The organism is Streptomyces sp. NPDC051921 (assembly GCF_040680975.1).
Classification (GTDB): Bacteria; Actinomycetota; Actinomycetes; order Streptomycetales; family Streptomycetaceae; genus Streptomyces.
The window spans coordinates 64,702-81,296 of record NZ_JBFAXU010000031.1 but is presented as its reverse complement, the minus strand read 5'-3'; the positions used below and the strand labels follow the sequence as shown (position 1 = coordinate 81,296).

General features: G+C 71.9%; 18 protein-coding genes. 12 read left to right on the top strand and 6 right to left on the bottom strand.

The window, feature by feature from the left end; translation table 11 throughout:
• The 4 genes from AB0M16_RS32335 to AB0M16_RS32320 all read left to right on the top strand — a co-directional run.
• On the top strand, window positions 1-290 hold a 290-nt coding region (locus tag AB0M16_RS32335; RefSeq protein WP_365349331.1), incomplete at its 5' end, for an Hsp70 family protein.
• Window positions 290-931, top strand: coding sequence for a nucleotide exchange factor GrpE (gene grpE / locus AB0M16_RS32330; RefSeq protein WP_365349329.1), 642 nt, complete (start codon window positions 290-292; stop codon window positions 929-931). The genes AB0M16_RS32335 and grpE, both read left to right, overlap by 1 nt.
• A gap of 30 nt (window positions 932-961) precedes the next feature.
• Window positions 962-2,137 (top strand): molecular chaperone DnaJ, encoded by a 1,176-nt coding sequence (gene dnaJ, locus AB0M16_RS32325; RefSeq protein ID WP_365349327.1) that lies wholly within the window; start codon window positions 962-964, stop codon window positions 2,135-2,137.
• Between the two features lie 4 nt (window positions 2,138-2,141).
• The gene (locus AB0M16_RS32320) at window positions 2,142-2,588 is read left to right on the top strand and encodes a helix-turn-helix domain-containing protein (RefSeq protein ID WP_365349325.1); all 447 of its coding nucleotides are present in this window, start codon (window positions 2,142-2,144) and stop codon (window positions 2,586-2,588) included.
• A 69-nt stretch (window positions 2,589-2,657) separates the two neighbouring features.
• On the opposite strand, the gene AB0M16_RS32315 is transcribed toward AB0M16_RS32320, so the two are convergent.
• Together AB0M16_RS32315 and AB0M16_RS32310 are read right to left on the bottom strand one after the other, a co-directional pair.
• Complete coding sequence (locus AB0M16_RS32315; protein ID WP_365349323.1) at window positions 2,658-3,134, bottom strand: hypothetical protein; 477 nt, start codon at window positions 3,132-3,134, stop codon at window positions 2,658-2,660.
• Entirely contained in the window at window positions 3,131-4,111 is a 981-nt protein-coding gene (locus AB0M16_RS32310) for a helix-turn-helix transcriptional regulator (protein ID WP_365349321.1), read from the bottom strand. Before AB0M16_RS32310 ends, AB0M16_RS32315 begins: the two co-directional genes overlap by 4 nt.
• Before the next feature lie 133 nt (window positions 4,112-4,244).
• On the opposite strand from AB0M16_RS32310, the gene AB0M16_RS32305 reads away from it, so the two are divergent.
• The gene (locus tag AB0M16_RS32305) at window positions 4,245-4,493 is read left to right on the top strand and encodes a hypothetical protein (protein WP_365349319.1); all 249 of its coding nucleotides are present in this window, start codon (window positions 4,245-4,247) and stop codon (window positions 4,491-4,493) included.
• Window positions 4,490-4,822: a (2Fe-2S)-binding protein gene (locus AB0M16_RS32300; RefSeq protein WP_365349317.1), complete on the top strand. Its 333-nt coding sequence runs from the start codon at window positions 4,490-4,492 to the stop codon at window positions 4,820-4,822. The genes AB0M16_RS32305 and AB0M16_RS32300 overlap by 4 nt, the downstream gene beginning before the upstream one ends.
• Window positions 4,823-4,953: 131 nt before the next feature.
• Here AB0M16_RS32300 and AB0M16_RS32295 read toward each other — a convergent pair whose 3' ends face one another.
• Window positions 4,954-5,367, bottom strand: coding sequence for a pyridoxamine 5'-phosphate oxidase family protein (locus AB0M16_RS32295; protein ID WP_365349315.1), 414 nt, complete (start codon window positions 5,365-5,367; stop codon window positions 4,954-4,956).
• Window positions 5,368-5,510: 143 nt separating this feature from the next.
• On the opposite strand from AB0M16_RS32295, the gene clpB reads away from it, so the two are divergent.
• Together clpB and AB0M16_RS32285 are read left to right on the top strand one after the other, a co-directional pair.
• Window positions 5,511-8,102 carry an ATP-dependent chaperone ClpB gene (clpB, locus tag AB0M16_RS32290; protein WP_365349313.1) on the top strand — a complete coding sequence of 864 codons (2,592 nt, stop codon included), beginning with the start codon at window positions 5,511-5,513 and terminating at the stop codon, window positions 8,100-8,102.
• A 337-nt stretch (window positions 8,103-8,439) separates the two neighbouring features.
• Window positions 8,440-8,979 carry a YbjN domain-containing protein gene (locus tag AB0M16_RS32285; RefSeq protein ID WP_365349311.1) on the top strand — a complete coding sequence of 180 codons (540 nt, stop codon included), beginning with the start codon at window positions 8,440-8,442 and terminating at the stop codon, window positions 8,977-8,979.
• On the opposite strand, the gene AB0M16_RS32280 is transcribed toward AB0M16_RS32285, so the two are convergent.
• A complete protein-coding gene (locus tag AB0M16_RS32280; RefSeq protein WP_365349309.1) occupies window positions 8,980-10,107 on the bottom strand; it encodes a hypothetical protein in 1,128 nt (375 codons plus the stop codon).
• Window positions 10,108-10,247: 140 nt separating this feature from the next.
• Complete coding sequence (locus tag AB0M16_RS32275) at window positions 10,248-12,044, bottom strand: hypothetical protein (RefSeq protein ID WP_365349307.1); 1,797 nt, start codon at window positions 12,042-12,044, stop codon at window positions 10,248-10,250.
• Window positions 12,045-12,070: 26 nt separating this feature from the next.
• Between AB0M16_RS32275 and AB0M16_RS32270 the strand changes: the two genes are divergently transcribed.
• Window positions 12,071-12,205, top strand: coding sequence for a hypothetical protein (locus tag AB0M16_RS32270; RefSeq protein WP_365349305.1), 135 nt, complete (start codon window positions 12,071-12,073; stop codon window positions 12,203-12,205).
• Between the two features lie 308 nt (window positions 12,206-12,513).
• Here the strand turns inward: AB0M16_RS32270 and AB0M16_RS32265 are convergent, their stop codons facing one another.
• On the bottom strand, window positions 12,514-13,686 hold the full coding sequence (locus tag AB0M16_RS32265; RefSeq protein ID WP_365349303.1) for a pyridoxal phosphate-dependent aminotransferase: 1,173 nt from the start codon (window positions 13,684-13,686) through the stop codon (window positions 12,514-12,516).
• 121 nt (window positions 13,687-13,807) lie between these two features.
• On the opposite strand from AB0M16_RS32265, the gene AB0M16_RS32260 reads away from it, so the two are divergent.
• From AB0M16_RS32260 to AB0M16_RS32250, 3 genes are all read left to right on the top strand, one after another.
• Window positions 13,808-14,017 carry a hypothetical protein gene (locus AB0M16_RS32260; protein WP_365349301.1) on the top strand — a complete coding sequence of 70 codons (210 nt, stop codon included), beginning with the start codon at window positions 13,808-13,810 and terminating at the stop codon, window positions 14,015-14,017.
• Window positions 14,018-14,317: 300 nt separating this feature from the next.
• Window positions 14,318-14,836 carry a DUF2617 family protein gene (locus AB0M16_RS32255; protein ID WP_365349300.1) on the top strand — a complete coding sequence of 173 codons (519 nt, stop codon included), beginning with the start codon at window positions 14,318-14,320 and terminating at the stop codon, window positions 14,834-14,836.
• 74 nt (window positions 14,837-14,910) lie between these two features.
• A complete protein-coding gene (locus AB0M16_RS32250) occupies window positions 14,911-16,569 on the top strand; it encodes a polyamine aminopropyltransferase (protein ID WP_365349298.1) in 1,659 nt (552 codons plus the stop codon).
• The last annotated feature ends 26 nt before the right edge of the window (window positions 16,570-16,595 follow it).

The following is a 16,595-nucleotide window of genomic DNA, read 5'->3' as shown; positions in this document are numbered from 1 at the left end:
AGTTCCTCAAGGACAACGAGGACAAGGTCCCCGGTGAGGTCAGGACCGAGGTCGAGACCGCCGTCGCCGAGCTGAAGGAGAAGCTCAAGGGCGAGGACACCACCGAGATCCGCACCGCCACCGAGAAGGTCGCGGCCGTCTCCCAGAAGCTCGGCCAGGCCATGTACGCCGACGCCCAGGCCGCCCAGGCCGCGGGTGGCGCCGACGCCGGCCAGGCGCAGGCGCAGGACGACGACGTCGTCGACGCCGAGATCGTCGACGAGGACAAGCCGAAGGGCGGCGCTGCCTGATGTCGGAGGAGACCCCGGGCTTCGAGGAGAAGCCCGACGTCCCCGCCGACGGCACGCCCGAGGAGACCGAGGCCGCCGCCTCCGCCGAGCAGGCGGAAGGGGCGGCCCCGGCCGGGGACGCTACGGACGTAGCTCTGCTGGCCCAGCTGGACCAGACCCGCACCGCGCTCTCCGAGCGCACCGCGGACCTCCAGCGGCTCCAGGCCGAGTACCAGAACTACCGCCGCCGTGTGGAGCGGGACCGGGTCACGGTCAAGGAGATCGCCGTCGCGAGCCTCCTGACCGAGCTCCTCCCCGTGCTCGACGACATCGGCCGGGCCCGGGACCACGGCGAGCTCGTGGGCGGGTTCAAGTCGGTCGCCGAGTCGCTGGAGACCGTCGCCGCCAAGATGGGGCTGCAGCAGTTCGGCAAGGAGGGCGAGCCCTTCGACCCGACGATCCACGAGGCCCTGATGCACTCGTACGCGCCGGACGTCACCGAGACGACCTGCGTGGCGATCCTGCAGCCGGGGTACCGGATCGGCGAGCGGACCATCCGCCCCGCGCGCGTGGCCGTCGCCGAGCCCCAGCCGGGCGCGGCTCCGGCCGCCAAGGAAGAGAAGAAGGCCGACGAGGAGAGCGGTGGCCCCGACGAGGGCTAGCGCGACGATCGTCCGAGAGGAGGGACGTCGATGAGCACGAAGGACTTCGTCGAGAAGGACTACTACAAGGTTCTCGGCGTCCCCAAGGACGCCACCGACGCCGAGATCAAGAAGGCGTACCGGAAGCTCGCCCGCGAGAACCACCCGGACGCCAACAAGGGCGACACCAAGGCGGAGGAGCGCTTCAAGGAGATCTCCGAGGCCAACGACATCCTCGGCGACCCGAAGAAGCGCAAGGAGTACGACGACGCCCGCGCCCTGTTCGGCAACGGCGGCTTCCGGGCCGGCGGCCCGGGCGGCGGCTCCTTCAACTTCGACCTGGGCGACCTCTTCGGGGGCGCCCAGGGCGGGGGCGGCGGGGCCGGCGGCTTCGGCGGCGGTCTCGGGGACGTCTTCGGCGGACTGTTCAACCGGGGAGGCGGCGCGGGCACCCGCACGCAGCCGCGCCGCGGTCAGGACATCGAGTCCGAGGTGACGCTCAGCTTCACCGAGGCCATCGAGGGCGCCACGGTGCCGCTGCGGATGTCCAGCCAGCAGCCCTGCAAGGCGTGTTCGGGCACCGGCGACAAGAACGGCACCCCGCGGGTGTGCCCGACCTGCGTCGGCACCGGACAGGTCTCGCGCGGCAGCGGCGGCGGCTTCTCGCTGACCGACCCGTGCGTGGACTGCAAGGGCCGCGGTCTGATCGCCGAGACCCCCTGCGAGGTCTGCAAGGGCAGCGGCCGGGCCAAGTCCTCCCGCACCATGCAGGTCCGCATCCCGGCGGGAGTCAGCGACAACCAGAAGATCCGGCTGCGCGGCAAGGGCGCCCCGGGCGAGCGCGGCGGACCCAGCGGCGACCTCTACGTCGTCGTGCACGTCGACGCCCACCCGGTGTTCGGCCGCAAGGACGACAACCTCACCGTCACGGTGCCCGTCACGTTCGACGAGGCGGCGCTCGGCGGCGAGATCAAGGTGCCCACCCTGGGCGGCCCCGCGGTGACGCTGAAGCTGCCCGCGGGCACCCCCAACGGACGCACCATGCGCGCCCGTGGCAAGGGCGCGGTCCGCAAGGACGGCACCCGCGGCGACCTGCTGATCACGGTGGAGGTCGCGGTGCCGAAGGAGCTGGACGACAAGGCGCGCGAGGCACTGGAGACGTACCGCGAGGCGACGACGGGCGAGGACCCCAGGGCAGAGCTGTTCCAGGCCGCGAAGGGAGCTTGAGGAGATGGACCGCCGCCGCAATCCCTACCAGCTGACCGACGAGACCCCGGTGTACGTCATCTCGGTGGCGGCCCAGCTCTCCGGTCTGCACCCGCAGACGCTGCGTCAGTACGACCGCCTGGGCCTGGTCTCTCCGGACCGCACAGCCGGACGGGGCCGCCGCTACTCGGCCCGTGACATCGAGCTGCTCCGTCAGGTGCAGCAGCTGTCCCAGGACGAGGGCATCAACCTGGCCGGCATCAAGCGCATCATCGAACTGGAGAACCAGGTCGCGGCTCTGCAGGCCCGCGTGGCCGAGCTGTCGACGGCGGTCGAGGGCGCGGCGGCAGCGATGCGTCAGCGCGAGGCCCAGGTCCACGCCTCCTACCGGCGCGACCTGGTCCCGTACACGGACGTGCAGCAGGCGAGCGCCCTGGTGGTGTGGCGGCCGGGGCACAAGCGCGGCGAATAGCCCTTCCGAGCTTCCTCTTCGCGTGAGGCCCCCTCTTCGGAGGGGGCCTCACCGCGTTCCCGGGCGGTGCTACGGCAGCAGTTCGGCGACGATCTCGACGGCCGTCTGCCACCAGGGCTGCGCCCCGGTGCCGAAGCCGGCGGCCAGGGCCGTGCCGAGGGCCTGGTCGAGGGCGTCCGCGCCCGCCTCCCAGTCCGCGTCGACGCGGCCGTCCCCGGTGGACTCCAGGGTGCCGAGGGGGCGCCCGTCGCGGGTGAGCCGGCTCTCGACGTACGAGCAGGGCACGAGCCGGTAGCGGCGCCCGTCGACCGTCGCGTCGACGCGGTACGAGCGGCGCGAGAGGCGGCCCTTGGCGGGGCGCAGGCCCGCCGGGAGCCCGTCGACGGTGAGGGTGAGCAGCGCGGCGTCGCGGGTGCCGATGGGCGTGTGCGGGTCGGGGGCGGTTCCGGGGGCCCGTACGAGCGTCACGGCGGGCAGGCCGTGGCCGTGGACCCGCAGGGTGCCGGCGCGGTCGTCGAGGTGGATCTGGGCGTACACGTGGGTCATTCGTCCCGTTCGAGGATGCCGGACCGGGCGATGAGATAGCCCAGTTGGGCGCGGCTGCCGCTGCCGAGGGCGGCGGCGAGCTTGGCGATGTGGGCGCGGCAGGTGCGCACGTTCATGCCGAGCCGGCGGGCGATGGCCTCGTCGACGTGCCCCTCGACGAGGAGCTTGGCGATGGAGCGCTGCACGCCGCTGATGCCGCTGAGCATCGGTTCGTACGTCACGGGCGCGTCGAGCGGCGTGGCCTGGAGCCAGAACTGGTCGAAGACGCCGCCCAGGTACTCGACGAGCCCCTGGTGGCGCAGTTCGAGGGCGATGGTGCGGTCGCGACTGGCCGGCACGAAGGCGACCTTGCGGTCGACGATGATGAGCCGGTCGATGATCTCCTCCAGCGTGCGGACCTCGACCTCGGGTCCGATGCGCTCCAAGTAGGCCAGGGTGATGGGCTGGTGGCGCGCGGTGTGCTGGTAGAGCGTGCGCATCTTGATGCCCTTGCCGAGCAACGGCCGGACACGGCGCAGGGCTTCGCTGAAGGTATGGGCGCTGCGGCCCTTCCCCGGTTGTACGGTGAGCAGTTCCGAGGTGCACTCCTCGACGGCGCGGTCCAGGCTGGCGTTGATGCGGTCGAGGCCTTCGAGGACCGTGATGGCGTGGGTCATCGAAGGGTCGCGTGCGCCGAGGGCCATGAACGGCTCGAAAACGTCGGAGAGGGAGACGGTCAGGCGTCTGCGCTCCTGGATCTCCTTCTCTATGGGGAGGAGGAGCCGGGCCAGCGCGGCCGAAGGGGCCACGGGGCGCAGCCGTTCGGCGTCGTCGGGGTCGGGACGCAGCAGGTCGAGGTCCATCAGACAGGGGGCCGACACGATGTCCGAGCGGGCGATCCGGCCTGATCGAAGCGCTTCGGCATAGAGGCGTGTGCCCGCTTCGCACAGGTCTGCGTGCGTGTGAGAATGTCCCTCTTTCTCAGGTTCTATTCGCATACGTACACCCCCAGGCTTTTGCATTACAGGAACATGATGCATTGAGCGAGTGGTGGAAACGGGATGAGTGAGCCATCGTCGTGACTTGCGGGGGAGCAGGTTGTTACACACCTTCAAGTGAGGTTGCTCGGTCATGTCCAAGAAGCTCATACGCACCGTAGCCGGTGTCGCACTGATGGCTGCTGCCGCTGTGGGAGCGGTCACGGCAACCGAGGACCCGGGGTGGGGTTCGCAGACGAGGGTCGTGAACGCCGACCCGGGCTGGGGTCTCACCCCCGCCGGCGAGGCCGACCCGGGCTGGGGTCTCTCCGCTGCCGCCGCCGACCCCGGCTGGGGTGTCGCGCCGGCCTCCGATCCTGGATGGGAGTCCGTGCGGGCATGACGGTTCCCGAAGATCCTCGTTTCCGACGTGAGATGGCGAGCGCCTACCGGTCCGGGTGGCACTTCATCGACCTCGTCACCGCGGTGCCGCGCCGTGGCGAGTCGTTGATGGTCACCCTCTTCGGAGAGCCGATCGTCGTCGTCCGCGAAGACGACGAGGACATTCGCGCCTACCGGTGTCTTCGCCGCCCGCGCGGCGCCCCGCAGCCCGTCCGCTGTGCCATCAGGTACGGCATGATCTTCGTCAATCTCGATCAGCGCGACCACCAGTTGGTCGAACCCCAGCTGGTCGAGGCCGAGACCATCACCGCCACCCCCCGCAGTGCCTGAACGATTCCCCCGTCGTTGTAGATCGTTCAGGTGCTTCCCCCACACAGCGGCGCCATCGCGGACCTGAAACGCGATGGCGCCGCTGTGCGTCTTCCTCCGGGTGCGCCGCCGGTGGCCGGCGGCCGCGCCGGTTACGCCCGGCCCATCGCCCGCGTGAGGGCGATCTCGATCACGACCCGGTCCGGGTTCGGCGCCGGGACCCGGTTGTAGCGCGCCGCGTAGCGGTCCACGGCGTCCGCGACGACCTCCGCCTCGGTGCGGATCCGCGCCACGCCCTCCAGCGTGGCCCAGCGCCCCTTGTCCACCTGGCAGACCGCGACCTTCGCGCCGTCCGCGCCCGCGGCCAGGACGTTGGCGACCTTGCGGCTGTGCTTGTTCGTGATGACCCGGGCGATGCCCCTGTCGCCGCCCTCGGGGTCGTACGTGACGCCGACCGCCACCACGTGCGGCGTGCCGTTCGGGCGAGGTGTCGTGAGGGTGCACATGTGGTACTCGCGCCAGAAGGCGAGGTACGAGTCGCTGGGCTTGCTCGGGTCGATGGCCATGCCCGGAAACTACTCCGGGAACGGGCCCCTCGGATACCTTGAGCGGAATAGACTCAACTTTGTGTACGTTGGATGAGTCATAGGCGGGGAGGAGCCCCGCAGCCGAGGAAACCGGTCGTAGAACCCAGGAGGAGACCCCGCACGTGGACGCCGAACTGACCAACAGGAGCCGGGACGCGCTGAACGCGGCCAGCAGCCGCGCCGTGTCCCAGGGGCACGCCGATCTGACCCCCGCGCATCTCCTGCTCGCCCTGCTCGCGGGTCAGGACAACGAGAACATCACCGACCTGCTCGCCGCCGTCGAGGCCGACCAGGCCGTCGTGCGCTCCGGTGCGGAGCGGCTGCTCGCCGCCCTGCCCAGCGTCACCGGGTCCACGGTCGCGCCCCCGCAGCCCAACCGTGAGCTGCTCGCCGTCATCGCCGACGCCGACGAGCGCGCCAAGAAGCTCGGCGACGAGTTCCTGTCCACCGAGCACCTGCTCATCGGCATCGCCGCCAAGGGCGGCCGGTCCGGAGAGCTCCTCGACGGGCAGGGCGCGAGCGCCCGCCGTCTGCAGGACGCCTTCGAAAAGGCCCGCGGCACCCGCAGGGTCACCACCGCCGACCCCGAGGGCTCGTACAAGGCCCTGGAGAAGTTCGGCACCGACTTCACCGCCGCCGCCCGCGAGGGCAAGCTGGACCCGGTCATCGGCCGCGACCACGAGATCCGGCGCGTCGTCCAGGTCCTCTCCCGCCGTACGAAGAACAACCCGGTCCTCATCGGCGAACCCGGCGTCGGCAAGACCGCCGTCGTCGAGGGCCTTGCGCAGCGGATCGTGAAGGGCGACGTCCCGCTGTCGCTGCGCGACAAGCGCCTGGTCTCCCTCGACCTCGGCGCGATGGTCGCCGGCGCCAAGTACCGCGGCGAGTTCGAGGAGCGCCTGAAGACCGTCCTGTCCGAGATCAAGGAGAGCGACGGCCGGATCATCACCTTCATCGACGAGCTGCACACCGTCGTGGGCGCGGGCGCCGGCGGTGACTCCGCCATGGACGCCGGCAACATGCTCAAGCCGATGCTGGCCCGCGGCGAGCTGCGGATGGTCGGTGCCACGACCCTCGACGAGTACCGCGAGCGGATCGAGAAGGACCCCGCGCTGGAGCGCCGCTTCCAGCAGGTCCTGGTCGCCGAGCCGTCCGTCGAGGACACCGTCGCCATCCTGCGCGGGCTCAAGGGCCGCTACGAGGCCCACCACAAGGTCCAGATCGCCGACTCCGCGCTCGTCGCCGCCGCGACCCTCTCCGACCGCTACATCACCTCGCGCTTCCTGCCCGACAAGGCCATCGACCTGGTCGACGAGGCCGCCTCCCGGCTGCGCATGGAGATCGACTCGTCGCCCGTCGAGATCGACGAGCTCCAGCGCTCCGTCGACCGGCTCCGGATGGAGGAGCTCGCCCTCTCCAAGGAAACCGACGCGGCGAGCCGCCAGCGTCTGGAGAAGCTGCGCCGCGACCTCGCCGACCGCGAGGAGGAGCTGCGCGGGCTCACCGCCCGCTGGGAGAAGGAGAAGCAGGCCCTCAACCGGGTCGGTGAGCTCAAGGAGCAGCTCGACGGGCTGCGCGGGCGGGCCGAGCGAGCCCAGCGCGACGGCGACTTCGACACCGCCTCCAAGCTGCTCTACGGGGAGATCCCGGCGCTGGAGCGCGAGCTGGCGGCCGCGAGCGAGGCCGAGGCCCAGCAGGAGGCCGCGAAGGACACGATGGTCAAGGAGGAGGTCGGCCCGGACGACATCGCCGACGTCGTCGGCTCCTGGACCGGCATCCCCGCGGGCCGTCTCCTGGAGGGCGAGACGCAGAAGCTGCTGCGCATGGAGGACGAGCTCGGCCGGCGTCTGATCGGCCAGGGCGAGGCCGTCCGCGCGGTCTCCGACGCGGTGCGCCGCACCCGCGCCGGCATCGCGGACCCCGACCGGCCGACCGGCTCCTTCCTCTTCCTCGGTCCGACCGGCGTCGGCAAGACCGAGCTGGCGAAGGCGCTCGCGGACTTCCTCTTCGACGACGAGCGGGCGATGGTCCGCATCGACATGTCGGAGTACTCGGAGAAGCACTCCGTCGCCCGGCTGGTCGGCGCCCCGCCCGGCTACGTCGGCTACGAGGAGGGCGGCCAGCTCACCGAGGCCGTGCGCCGGCGCCCGTACAGCGTCGTCCTCCTGGACGAGGTGGAGAAGGCCCATCCCGAGGTCTTCGACATCCTGCTCCAGGTCCTCGACGACGGCCGGCTCACCGACGGTCAGGGCCGTACGGTCGACTTCCGCAACACGATCCTGATCCTCACCTCGAACCTGGGCAGCCAGTTCCTGGTCGAGCCGTTGACCGGCGAGCACGAGAAGCGGGAGCAGGTCCTGGAGGTCGTCCGCGCGAGCTTCAAGCCGGAGTTCCTGAACCGGCTGGACGAGATCGTGGTCTTCTCCGCCCTGGAGCAGGACGAGCTGGCCCGCATCGCGCAGCTCCAGATCGACCGCCTGGCCCGCCGCCTCGCCGACCGCCGCCTCACCCTGGACGTCACGCCCGAGGCGCTGGCCTGGCTCGCGGCGGAGGGCAACGACCCGGCCTACGGCGCCCGCCCGCTGCGCCGGCTGATCCAGACGGCCATCGGTGACCGCCTCGCCAAGGAGATCCTGGCGGGCGAGGTGCGCGACGGGGACACGGTCCGGGTGGACCGCTTCCAGGACGGGCTGATCGTCGGCCGGGACCAGTAGCCGAAGGCCCCGACGCGGACGGGGGCGGCGCCACCGCCCTCGTCCCGCACGGTCGCGTCGACCGAACGGTCACCGCACGGTCGCGTCGACCGAACGGTCACCGCACGGTCGCGTCGACCGCGGGGCCCGCACGTCGGCGGGGTCGAACGCGGCGTGGCGTCGCAGCCCGCCCTCGCACACCCCGCCGCGATCCCGGCCCACGGGCGCGAGCGCTCCGTCTCAGTTCCGCCCATAGGGCGAGATCGTGTCAGCTCGCAGCTGATCGCGCCGTGGGGACTTGCCACGTACCGCCCGGCATGGGAGAGGATGGCGAGCATCCGTACGAAGGGAAAACCCGGTGAGCATCGACCCGTCCTCGATTCCTAATTTCGGGGCCCAGCCCCAGCCGCAGGCCGGAGGACCGGCGGGCCCCGTCGTTCCCGACCAGGACCTGGTGAAGCAGCTCCTCGACCAGATGGAGCTGAAGTACGTCGTCGACGACGAGGGTGACCTCGCGGCGCCGTGGGAGGAATTCCGCACGTACTTCATGTTCCGTGGCGAGGGCGAGCAGCAGGTCTTCTCGGTCCGCACGTTCTACGACCGCCCCCACGCCGCCGACGACCGCGCCAAGGTCCTCGACGCCATCGACGACTGGAACCGCCGCACCCTGTGGCCCAAGGTCTACACCCACCTGCACGAGGAGGAGGACGGCTCCGCCACCCTCCGTCTCATCGGTGAGGCCCAGATGCTGATCGGCACCGGTGTGTCGCTGGAGCACTTCGTGTCCTCCACCGTCAGCTGGGTCCGCGCGTCGATCGAGTTCGACAAGTGGATCATCGAGCAGTTCGGCCTGGAGTCCCCGGAGGACAAGGAGTCCGACGAGGGCGACTCGGAGTAGTCACAGGGCCATGCGCGCGAGCGTCAGCGCGTAGGGCGCGTAGCCGAACGAGAGCCCGGCCAGGCCCGCGATCACCACGATCGCGGCGCCCGGCCGGGCTCTCGTCATCGCGCCCGCGAGCGGCAGCAGCAGCGGGAAGGCCGGCAGCAGGAAGCGCGGCTTCGACTCGAAGAAGCCGGAGCCGCCCGCGGTGATCAGCACCAGTACGGCGGTGTAGACGAGGACCGGCAGCGGCGGGCGCTCGACGATCACGAGCAGCGCGAAGAGCAGCACCCCGGCCGCCGTGATGACCAGGGCCATCGCGAAGCCGAACTGGGTCGGCCCCTTCAGCATGTCCCGGACGAAGAGCAGCGCGCCGCGCCCGAAGTCGAAGCGGGAGGTCCAGCCGTCCTGGACGGCGAAGTAGCCGCCGAGCAGATCGCCGCGCCGGGCGCCGACCCACAGCAGGTACGAGAGCCAGCCGACCGGTGCCAGCGCGGCCCCGGCCCACACCGACGGGGCCACCCGGCCGCGGGCGCGCCACAGCTCCAGGGCCGCGGCGGCGAGAACGGCGGCGGCGATGGCGACCCCGTTGGGCCGGGAGAGCCCGGCGAGCGTGGCGAGCGTGCCCGCCCACAGCCAGCGGCCGGTCAGCAGCGCGTACAGCGCCCAGGCCGCGAAGGCGGTCATGAGGGGTTCGGTGTACGCCATGGACAGCACGATCGAGTGCGGGAGCAGGCCCCACAGCAGCACCGTGACGACGGCGGTGGGCCGGCCGCACAGGCGCTCCGTGACGAGGTAGATCCCCCAGGCCGCCGCTCCGGCGGCGAGCCAGGACAGCAGCAGTCCGGCCGTTCCGCCGGTGACCGGCAGCACCGCGGTGACGGCCCGGACGAGCCCCGGATACAGCGGGAAGAAGGCCAGGTCGGACTGGACCACCCCGTCGGGCCAGAACAGGGTGCGGCCGTAGCCGTTCGCCGCGATCCCGGTGTACCAGAGCGAGTCCCAGGACTTCGCGAGCAGCGCCCGCGGCGACCGCCCGACGTGCCAGGCCCACAGGGCGAGCACCAGTATTCCGGTGAGCCGGGCGGCGGCGAACAGCCCGAGGGCGGGTGCCGCCCGGTGCAGCGAGGCCCGCCAGCGGGGCACCCGCCGGCGGGAAGCGGCGGCGGGTGCCGGGCGGTCGAGGGTCTCGGCGGACAGGGGGCACCTCCGGGCAGCGGAAACCGGTCTATATCCGACAAATCGGTTTACCGGACCGGTGCCACGGCGCGGAGGGGGCGCGCCCGTCAGAAGCGGCGGATCACCCGCAATGTGTCGGTGTAGGTGTCGCCCGGAGCGCCGCCGACGACCGACGCGCCGCCGACGTCCGCCAGGGTCGGCCCGTTGGGCGTCTTGCGGCTGGACACGAAGCGCTTGTGCCCGTTCTGGTCCACCCCCAGGTAGATGCCGATGTGGCCGCCCACGAGGTCCGAGGTCTCGTCGGTGTCCCAGAAGAGCGTGTCACCGATGCGCAGCCCGTCGAGCGGCGGGGCGCCGGTGCCGCCGTCCGCGATCTTCACGCCGGGACCGTGGTGGGCCTGGACGTGCGAGGTCCGGGGCAGCTTCTGCTTGTCCCGGTCCACCTCGTCGTCGAGGACCATCGGGATGCCCATGTGGTAGCCGTAGACCATCCGGACGAAGCCCGAGCAGTCGAGGCTGCCCTTGAACCGGTCCTTGTCCTCCTCCTTCGGGACCTTCGTCACCGGCGTGGTCATCGCGTCGAAGGTCCAGCCGATCCACATGTACTCGTAGAAGTCGGCCCCGACCTCGCGCAGTCCGGTGGTCGCGTCCGGCTTGCTGTACCGGGACGTCCCGAGCACCTGCGCGCCGCCCCGCGCCGGGTCGGTGACGGCGGGGGCGAACGGCAGGAACATCGACGCGTACGCCAGGGCGTCCGGCGAGGTGTCGCCCGCCCAGGCGCGGATCTGCTGCTCCACGGCGGGCGTCCAGGTGCCGGCGAAGGGCTCCGGGAGGACCCGTACCCAGGTGTCGTGGGTGATGACCGGCGGGTCGGCCCAGGACGCCTCCTCGACGACGAAGTCGTAGACCCGGGCCTCCACGCCCTTCGTGGCGCCGGTGGCGGCGTAGGCCCGGACGCCGACGGTGCCGTTGCCCAGGGCGGTGTTCGCGTCGGGGTCGCGCAGGCTGAAGGACCAGGCCGGGAGGTTCGCCTCGGCCACGCCGTGCTTCCAGGCGCGGGCGCGCAGCACGTTGCCGGTCTTCTCGACCTGGACCCACCAGTGGTCGAAGGCCGCGAAGCCGGTGCCGACCGTGACGGCCGGGCCCAGCACGGTCACCGTGTTGTCCAGGGCCTTCTCCAGGGCCAGCTGGACCTCCCCGGCGGGGGTGACGATCAGCCGGGCCCGGTAGTGGGTGTCGAGGCTCGCCAGGGAGAAGGTGAGGGCGAGCGAGAGCGGCGCGCCGGTGGGCACCTGGGTGAAGGAGAAGCGGGCGCGGGCGCGGACGTCGCCGAGCTCGTGGTCGGACAGGGTGGCGTGGCGGCTCGAACCGGTCTCCGAGAGCGTGATGGCGCCCCTGCCGTCCTTCACGAAGTAGTCCGCGACGTTGGCGTCGTCCTTGCTGTTGGGCCACCACGTGCCCCCGTTGGGGGACATGCCCCAGCCCTTGCTGCCGGCGGCCGGCAGGTCCCGGTCGAAGGGGTCCTCGACCCGCCGCTTCTGCTCGGTGAACCAGCGCCTGGGCCCGCGCAGGGTCACGGTCCGCGCCCCCGTGGTGAGGGTCGCGAGGACGCCCTCGTCGTCCGAGACCTCCAGGCCGCCGGTCACCGTACGGGTGGTCAGCGGGCCCGTCGGGTGCGCGGTGAAGTGCCACGGGTCGGTCGGGTCGATGAGCATCGGTGTCCGGGCGAACGCCGGCCGGGGGGCCGCGGGCACGGCCGGCGGCACGGTGACGGTCGGGACGGCTGTCGGCGCGGCGGCCGAGGCGGTCGGCGCCGCCGCCAGCGGCAGCGCCCCGCCGGCCGCCACGCCGGCCAGGGTCGCGAGGGCCGATCTACGGCTCGGACGGAACGTTCCTGCGGACATGTGCGGATCCCCCTGTGGATGCGTGCGTGATGATCGTCGGACCGGGCGAGGGGACCCTATCGCCCGGCCCGTCGCCTGGCGTCGAGGAGACCCTCGCCGCGGTGAAGGAGCTCGCGGCCGACGAGGACGAGCCCTTCTCGGCCGTGGTGACCTTCGGGTGAGCCCGAAGAAGGGCGATCGTGTCAGCGTCCCACCCCTGAGCGGGTGGAACGTGGTCTTCGGGACCACGGAGGCGGTGACGGGGTGGGAGGAACTGTGCCGCGCCGCACTGCCCAGCGCCCACCGATGCCTGGAGGCGTTGCGCACCGACCCGCTGTCGCGTGACAACTGGAACCGTCAGCACCAGCTACGCGGGAGGCTCGCCACCAAGGAGCCACCCAAAGAACACCGAGTAACCCGTAGTTCCCGTGCGGCACGGGCTCCGGCTGAATGGCCGGGCCCCGTGCCTGCGCGTTGATCTGGCTCGCGCTCAGCGAGACAGCCGACCGAGGCGCTCAACCGCCTCTTCCAGAACAACCGTCCGCTTGCAGAAGGCGAAGCGGACCTGGGTGCGGCCGGCCTCCGGGTCGTCGTAGAACACCGAGTTGGGGACGGCGACGACACCGGAGCGCTCCGGCAGCGAGCGGCAGAAGGCGAGGGCGTCCTTCTCGCCGAGGACGGCGACGTCCGTGGTGACGAAGTACGTTCCCTGGGGGCGGTAGACCTCGAAGCCCGCGTCCGTCAGGCCCGCGACGAGGATCTCCCGCTTGGCGGCCAGGTCGTCGCGGAAGCCGGTGAAGTACGCGTCGGGCAGGGCCAGGGCCTCGGCCACCGCGTACTGGAAGGGGCCGGACGAGACGTACGTCAGGAACTGCTTGGCCGCGCGGACGGCCGTCACCAGGGGCGCGGAGCCGGTGACCCAGCCGACCTTCCACCCCGTGAAGGAGAACGTCTTGCCCGCCGAGGAGATCGAGACCGTGCGCTCCCGCATGCCGGGCAGCGAGATGAGCGGCACGTGCTCGCCGTCGAACACGAGGTGCTCGTAGACCTCGTCGGTGACCACGAGCAGGTCCCGCTCCACCGCGAGCTCCGCGATCGCGGTGAGCTCCTCGCGGGTCAGCACCATCCCCGTCGGATTGTGCGGGCTGTTCAGGAGCAGCAGCCGGGTGCGGTCGGTGACCGCGTCACGCAGGGCGTCCAGGTCCGGTCGGAAGTCCGGGGCGCGGAGCGTCACCGGGACGCGCCGTCCGCCCGCCATCGCGACGCAGGCCGCGTACGAGTCGTAGTACGGCTCGAAGGCGATCACCTCGTCGCCGGGTTCCACCAGGGCGAGCAGGGTCGCGGCGAGCGCCTCCGTCGCGCCCGCCGTGACGAGGACCTCGGTGTCCGGGTCGAAGGACAGGCCGTAGAAGCGCCGCTGGTGCTCGGCGACCGCGGTGCGCAGCTCGGGGACGCCGGGGCCGGGCGGGTACTGGTTGCCACGGCCCTCGCGCAGCGCCCGCACGGCGGCCTCGCGGATCTCGTCGGGGCCGTCGGTGTCGGGAAAGCCCTGGCCCAGGTTGATCGAACCGGTCCGGGCGGCGAGCGCGGACATCTCGGCGAAGATCGTCGTACCGAACTCCGCGAGCCGGCGGTTGAGCAGCGGTCGTGTCATGACCGCCATCCTGGGCCGAAGCTCTGGACTTGCTCAAGTGCGCTTCGGGCCCGGTCGCGCCGGGAATCCCCACGCAGAGAGCCCGTGCAGGGCTCCTTCACCGAGGTGTGAAGCACTGACGGGGGACGACATGGAACTCTTCGTGATCTTCGGACTCATCTTCCTGGTGGGCGTGGGCTTCTCGGCGGCCGTCGGCGGGGGCTCCCGCAACCGGCGCCGGCGCCGGCGCGGCGGCTGGTCGAGCGGCTCCTCGTCGTCCTCGGGCGGCGGCTGCGGCGGGAGCTCGTCGTGCGGCAGCTCGTGCGGCTCGTCGTGCGGGGGCGGCTGCGGCGGCAGCTGAGGGGCGCCGGGAGCCGGGGCGGGCAACGGCCCTCGTACGCACTTCCGTTGGGCATTTGTGGGAACCATGCGATCGATGGGGACTGAACAGTTGAACCGTGGGGCCCCCGAGGGGATGGAAACCACGTCAAGTTGGGTAAAAACGCTGTGAGCTACCCGCGGTTCATGATTCCCTCGCTGTCGAGAACATCCAGCCCTCGGACCGTGTGTGGACCCGAGCCGGCGATCCCCACTCCCGGTCGAAACCCTTCACCGGGACGCCCCCGGCCCACCCGTCAAACCGTGTTTGCGGAGCCGATCCATGCTCACGACCCTGAAGACCTCATACACCGATACGCGCGCGGCCGACCTGGCCTGGGCGCTGGGGCGCGACCCGCTGCCCGCGCTCGCCGTGCTCGATCTCGAACTCGCCGGGGCCAAGCTGCAGTTGCGGCTGCTCGGCGCCTCTCACCAGGTGCTCCTGGAGGAGGAGGACCGCAACTGCTCGGAGACCGTGGCCTGCATGCCCGGCAGCAGCACCCCGCTGCCGCTGGGCGTGTCCAAGCGGGTGGGTGAGTGGGAGTACGAGTTCGCCGCCCGCGTCGAGACCCTGACCCAGGGCTCGTTCGCGGGGCGCGCACAGGAGTTGCTCGCACTCGTCGCCGACCATCCGCACGGCCTCGCGGGGACCTTCCCCGGCTCGCCGCACGCCTTCACGGCGATGCTGGCGCAGCGCCACGAGGGCCAGGTGCGCTGGCGCACCTGGCACGCCTACCCACAGGAGGGGCAGTTGGTGGTGACGAGAACCCGGATCGGCGCCCGGATGCCCGCAGCGCTCTGACCGCCGTACACATGCCTCGGATGCACTCGTGTGGGTGACAGGCCGCGCAGGGGCTGTGACGTAGCGTTACGGGCATGATCGACCCGCCCGTGACCCTGACCCTGCCGCCCAAGAGGGTGGCGCGGCTGCCCGAGCGGCCGGGTGCGGTGCGGTGTCCGGTGCTCGTGGTGGTGTTCGTCTGTGCCGCCTGCGGTCTGGTGTACGAGCTCGAACTGGTCGCGCTCGCCTCCTACTTGATCGGCGACTCGGTCACCCAGGCGTCCGTCGTGCTGTCCGTCATGGTCTTCGCGATGGGCGTCGGCTCGCTGCTCGCCAAGCGGCTGCGCTGCCGTGCGGCGGTCGGCTTCGGCCTGGTCGAGGGCGGTCTGGCGCTGATCGGCGGCTGCTCGGCGTTGGTGCTGTACGCCGCCTTCGCCTGGCTGGGGGAGTCCCAGTACGTCCTCGTGGCGTTCTCCCTCGCCATCGGAGTGCTCATCGGCGCGGAGATCCCGCTCCTGATGTCGCTCATCCAGCGGGCGGAGTCGGCGCGCGGCCTCGCGCACCGGCGGGAGCCGCACGACCCGGCCGGCACGGTCGCCGACCTGTTCGCCGCGGACTACGTCGGCGCGCTCGTCGGCGGGCTCGCCTTTCCGTTCCTCCTGCTGCCCTGGCTCGGTCAGCTCACCGGCGCGCTGGTCACCGGCGCGGTCAACGCGGTGGCCGGCGGCGGGCTGGTCCTGTGGCTGTTCCGGCATGACCTGACGCCCCGGTCGCGGGTGCTGCTCGTGGGCACCAACCTCTTCGTGCTCGCCGTCCTCGCCACCGCGACGGTCCTCGTCGACGACTTCGAGCAGGCCGCGCGCCGGGCGGTGTACGGCGACAGCATCCGGGTCGCCGTCCACACCGGCTTGCAGGAGGTCGTCGTCACGGGCGAGCGCGGCGGGCCGCCCGACCTCTTCCTGGACGGCCGGCTGCGCGTCGGCGGCCGGGACGAGTACCGGTACCACGAGGCCCTGGTGCACCCCGCGATGAACGGGCCCCACGCGCGCGTGCTGATCCTCGGCGGCGGCGACGGCCTCGCCGCCCGCGAGGTGCTGCGCTATCCCGACGTCCGCGCGGTCACCGTCGTCGAGCTCGACCCCGGAGTGGTCCGGCTCGCCGGCACGGACCCCGACCTGGCCGCGCTCAACGCCCAGGCCTTCCGCGACCCCCGCGTCACCGTCGCCTACGGGGACGCCTTCACCTGGCTGCGCACCTCCCGCTCCGTGCAGGAACGGTACGACGTGGTGATCTCCGACCTTCCGGACCCGGGCATCACCCCCAGCGCCAAGCTCTACTCGGAGGAGTTCTACGGGCTGGCGGCCGGCGCCCTGTCCTCCGAGGGGCGGCTCGTGGTCCACGCCGGCTCGGCGGCCGCCCACCCCCGTACGTACTGGACGGTCGACGCGACGCTGCGCGCGGCGGGCTTCACCACCCGCCCCTACGGCTCCCCGTCGGGCTCCTCCCGGGGCGAGGCCCGCGAGGGAGCCCCGGGGCTCACGGCCGGCCCCGACCGGTCCACCCGCTCCTGGGGCACCGCGGAGTGGGGCTTCCTCCTGGCGGCCCCCGGCCCGCAGCTCCCGGCCCTGTCCCTCCCCGCCGACGCCCCGCACCTGCGTTCCCTCACATCCGACTCCCTCGTGGCCGCGGAGGCCCACATCGAGGCCACTCGCACGGGCCTGCCCCCGTCCACGCTGGTCCACCCCCGCTACTGAACGCCTCCGCTACTGGACGAACGACG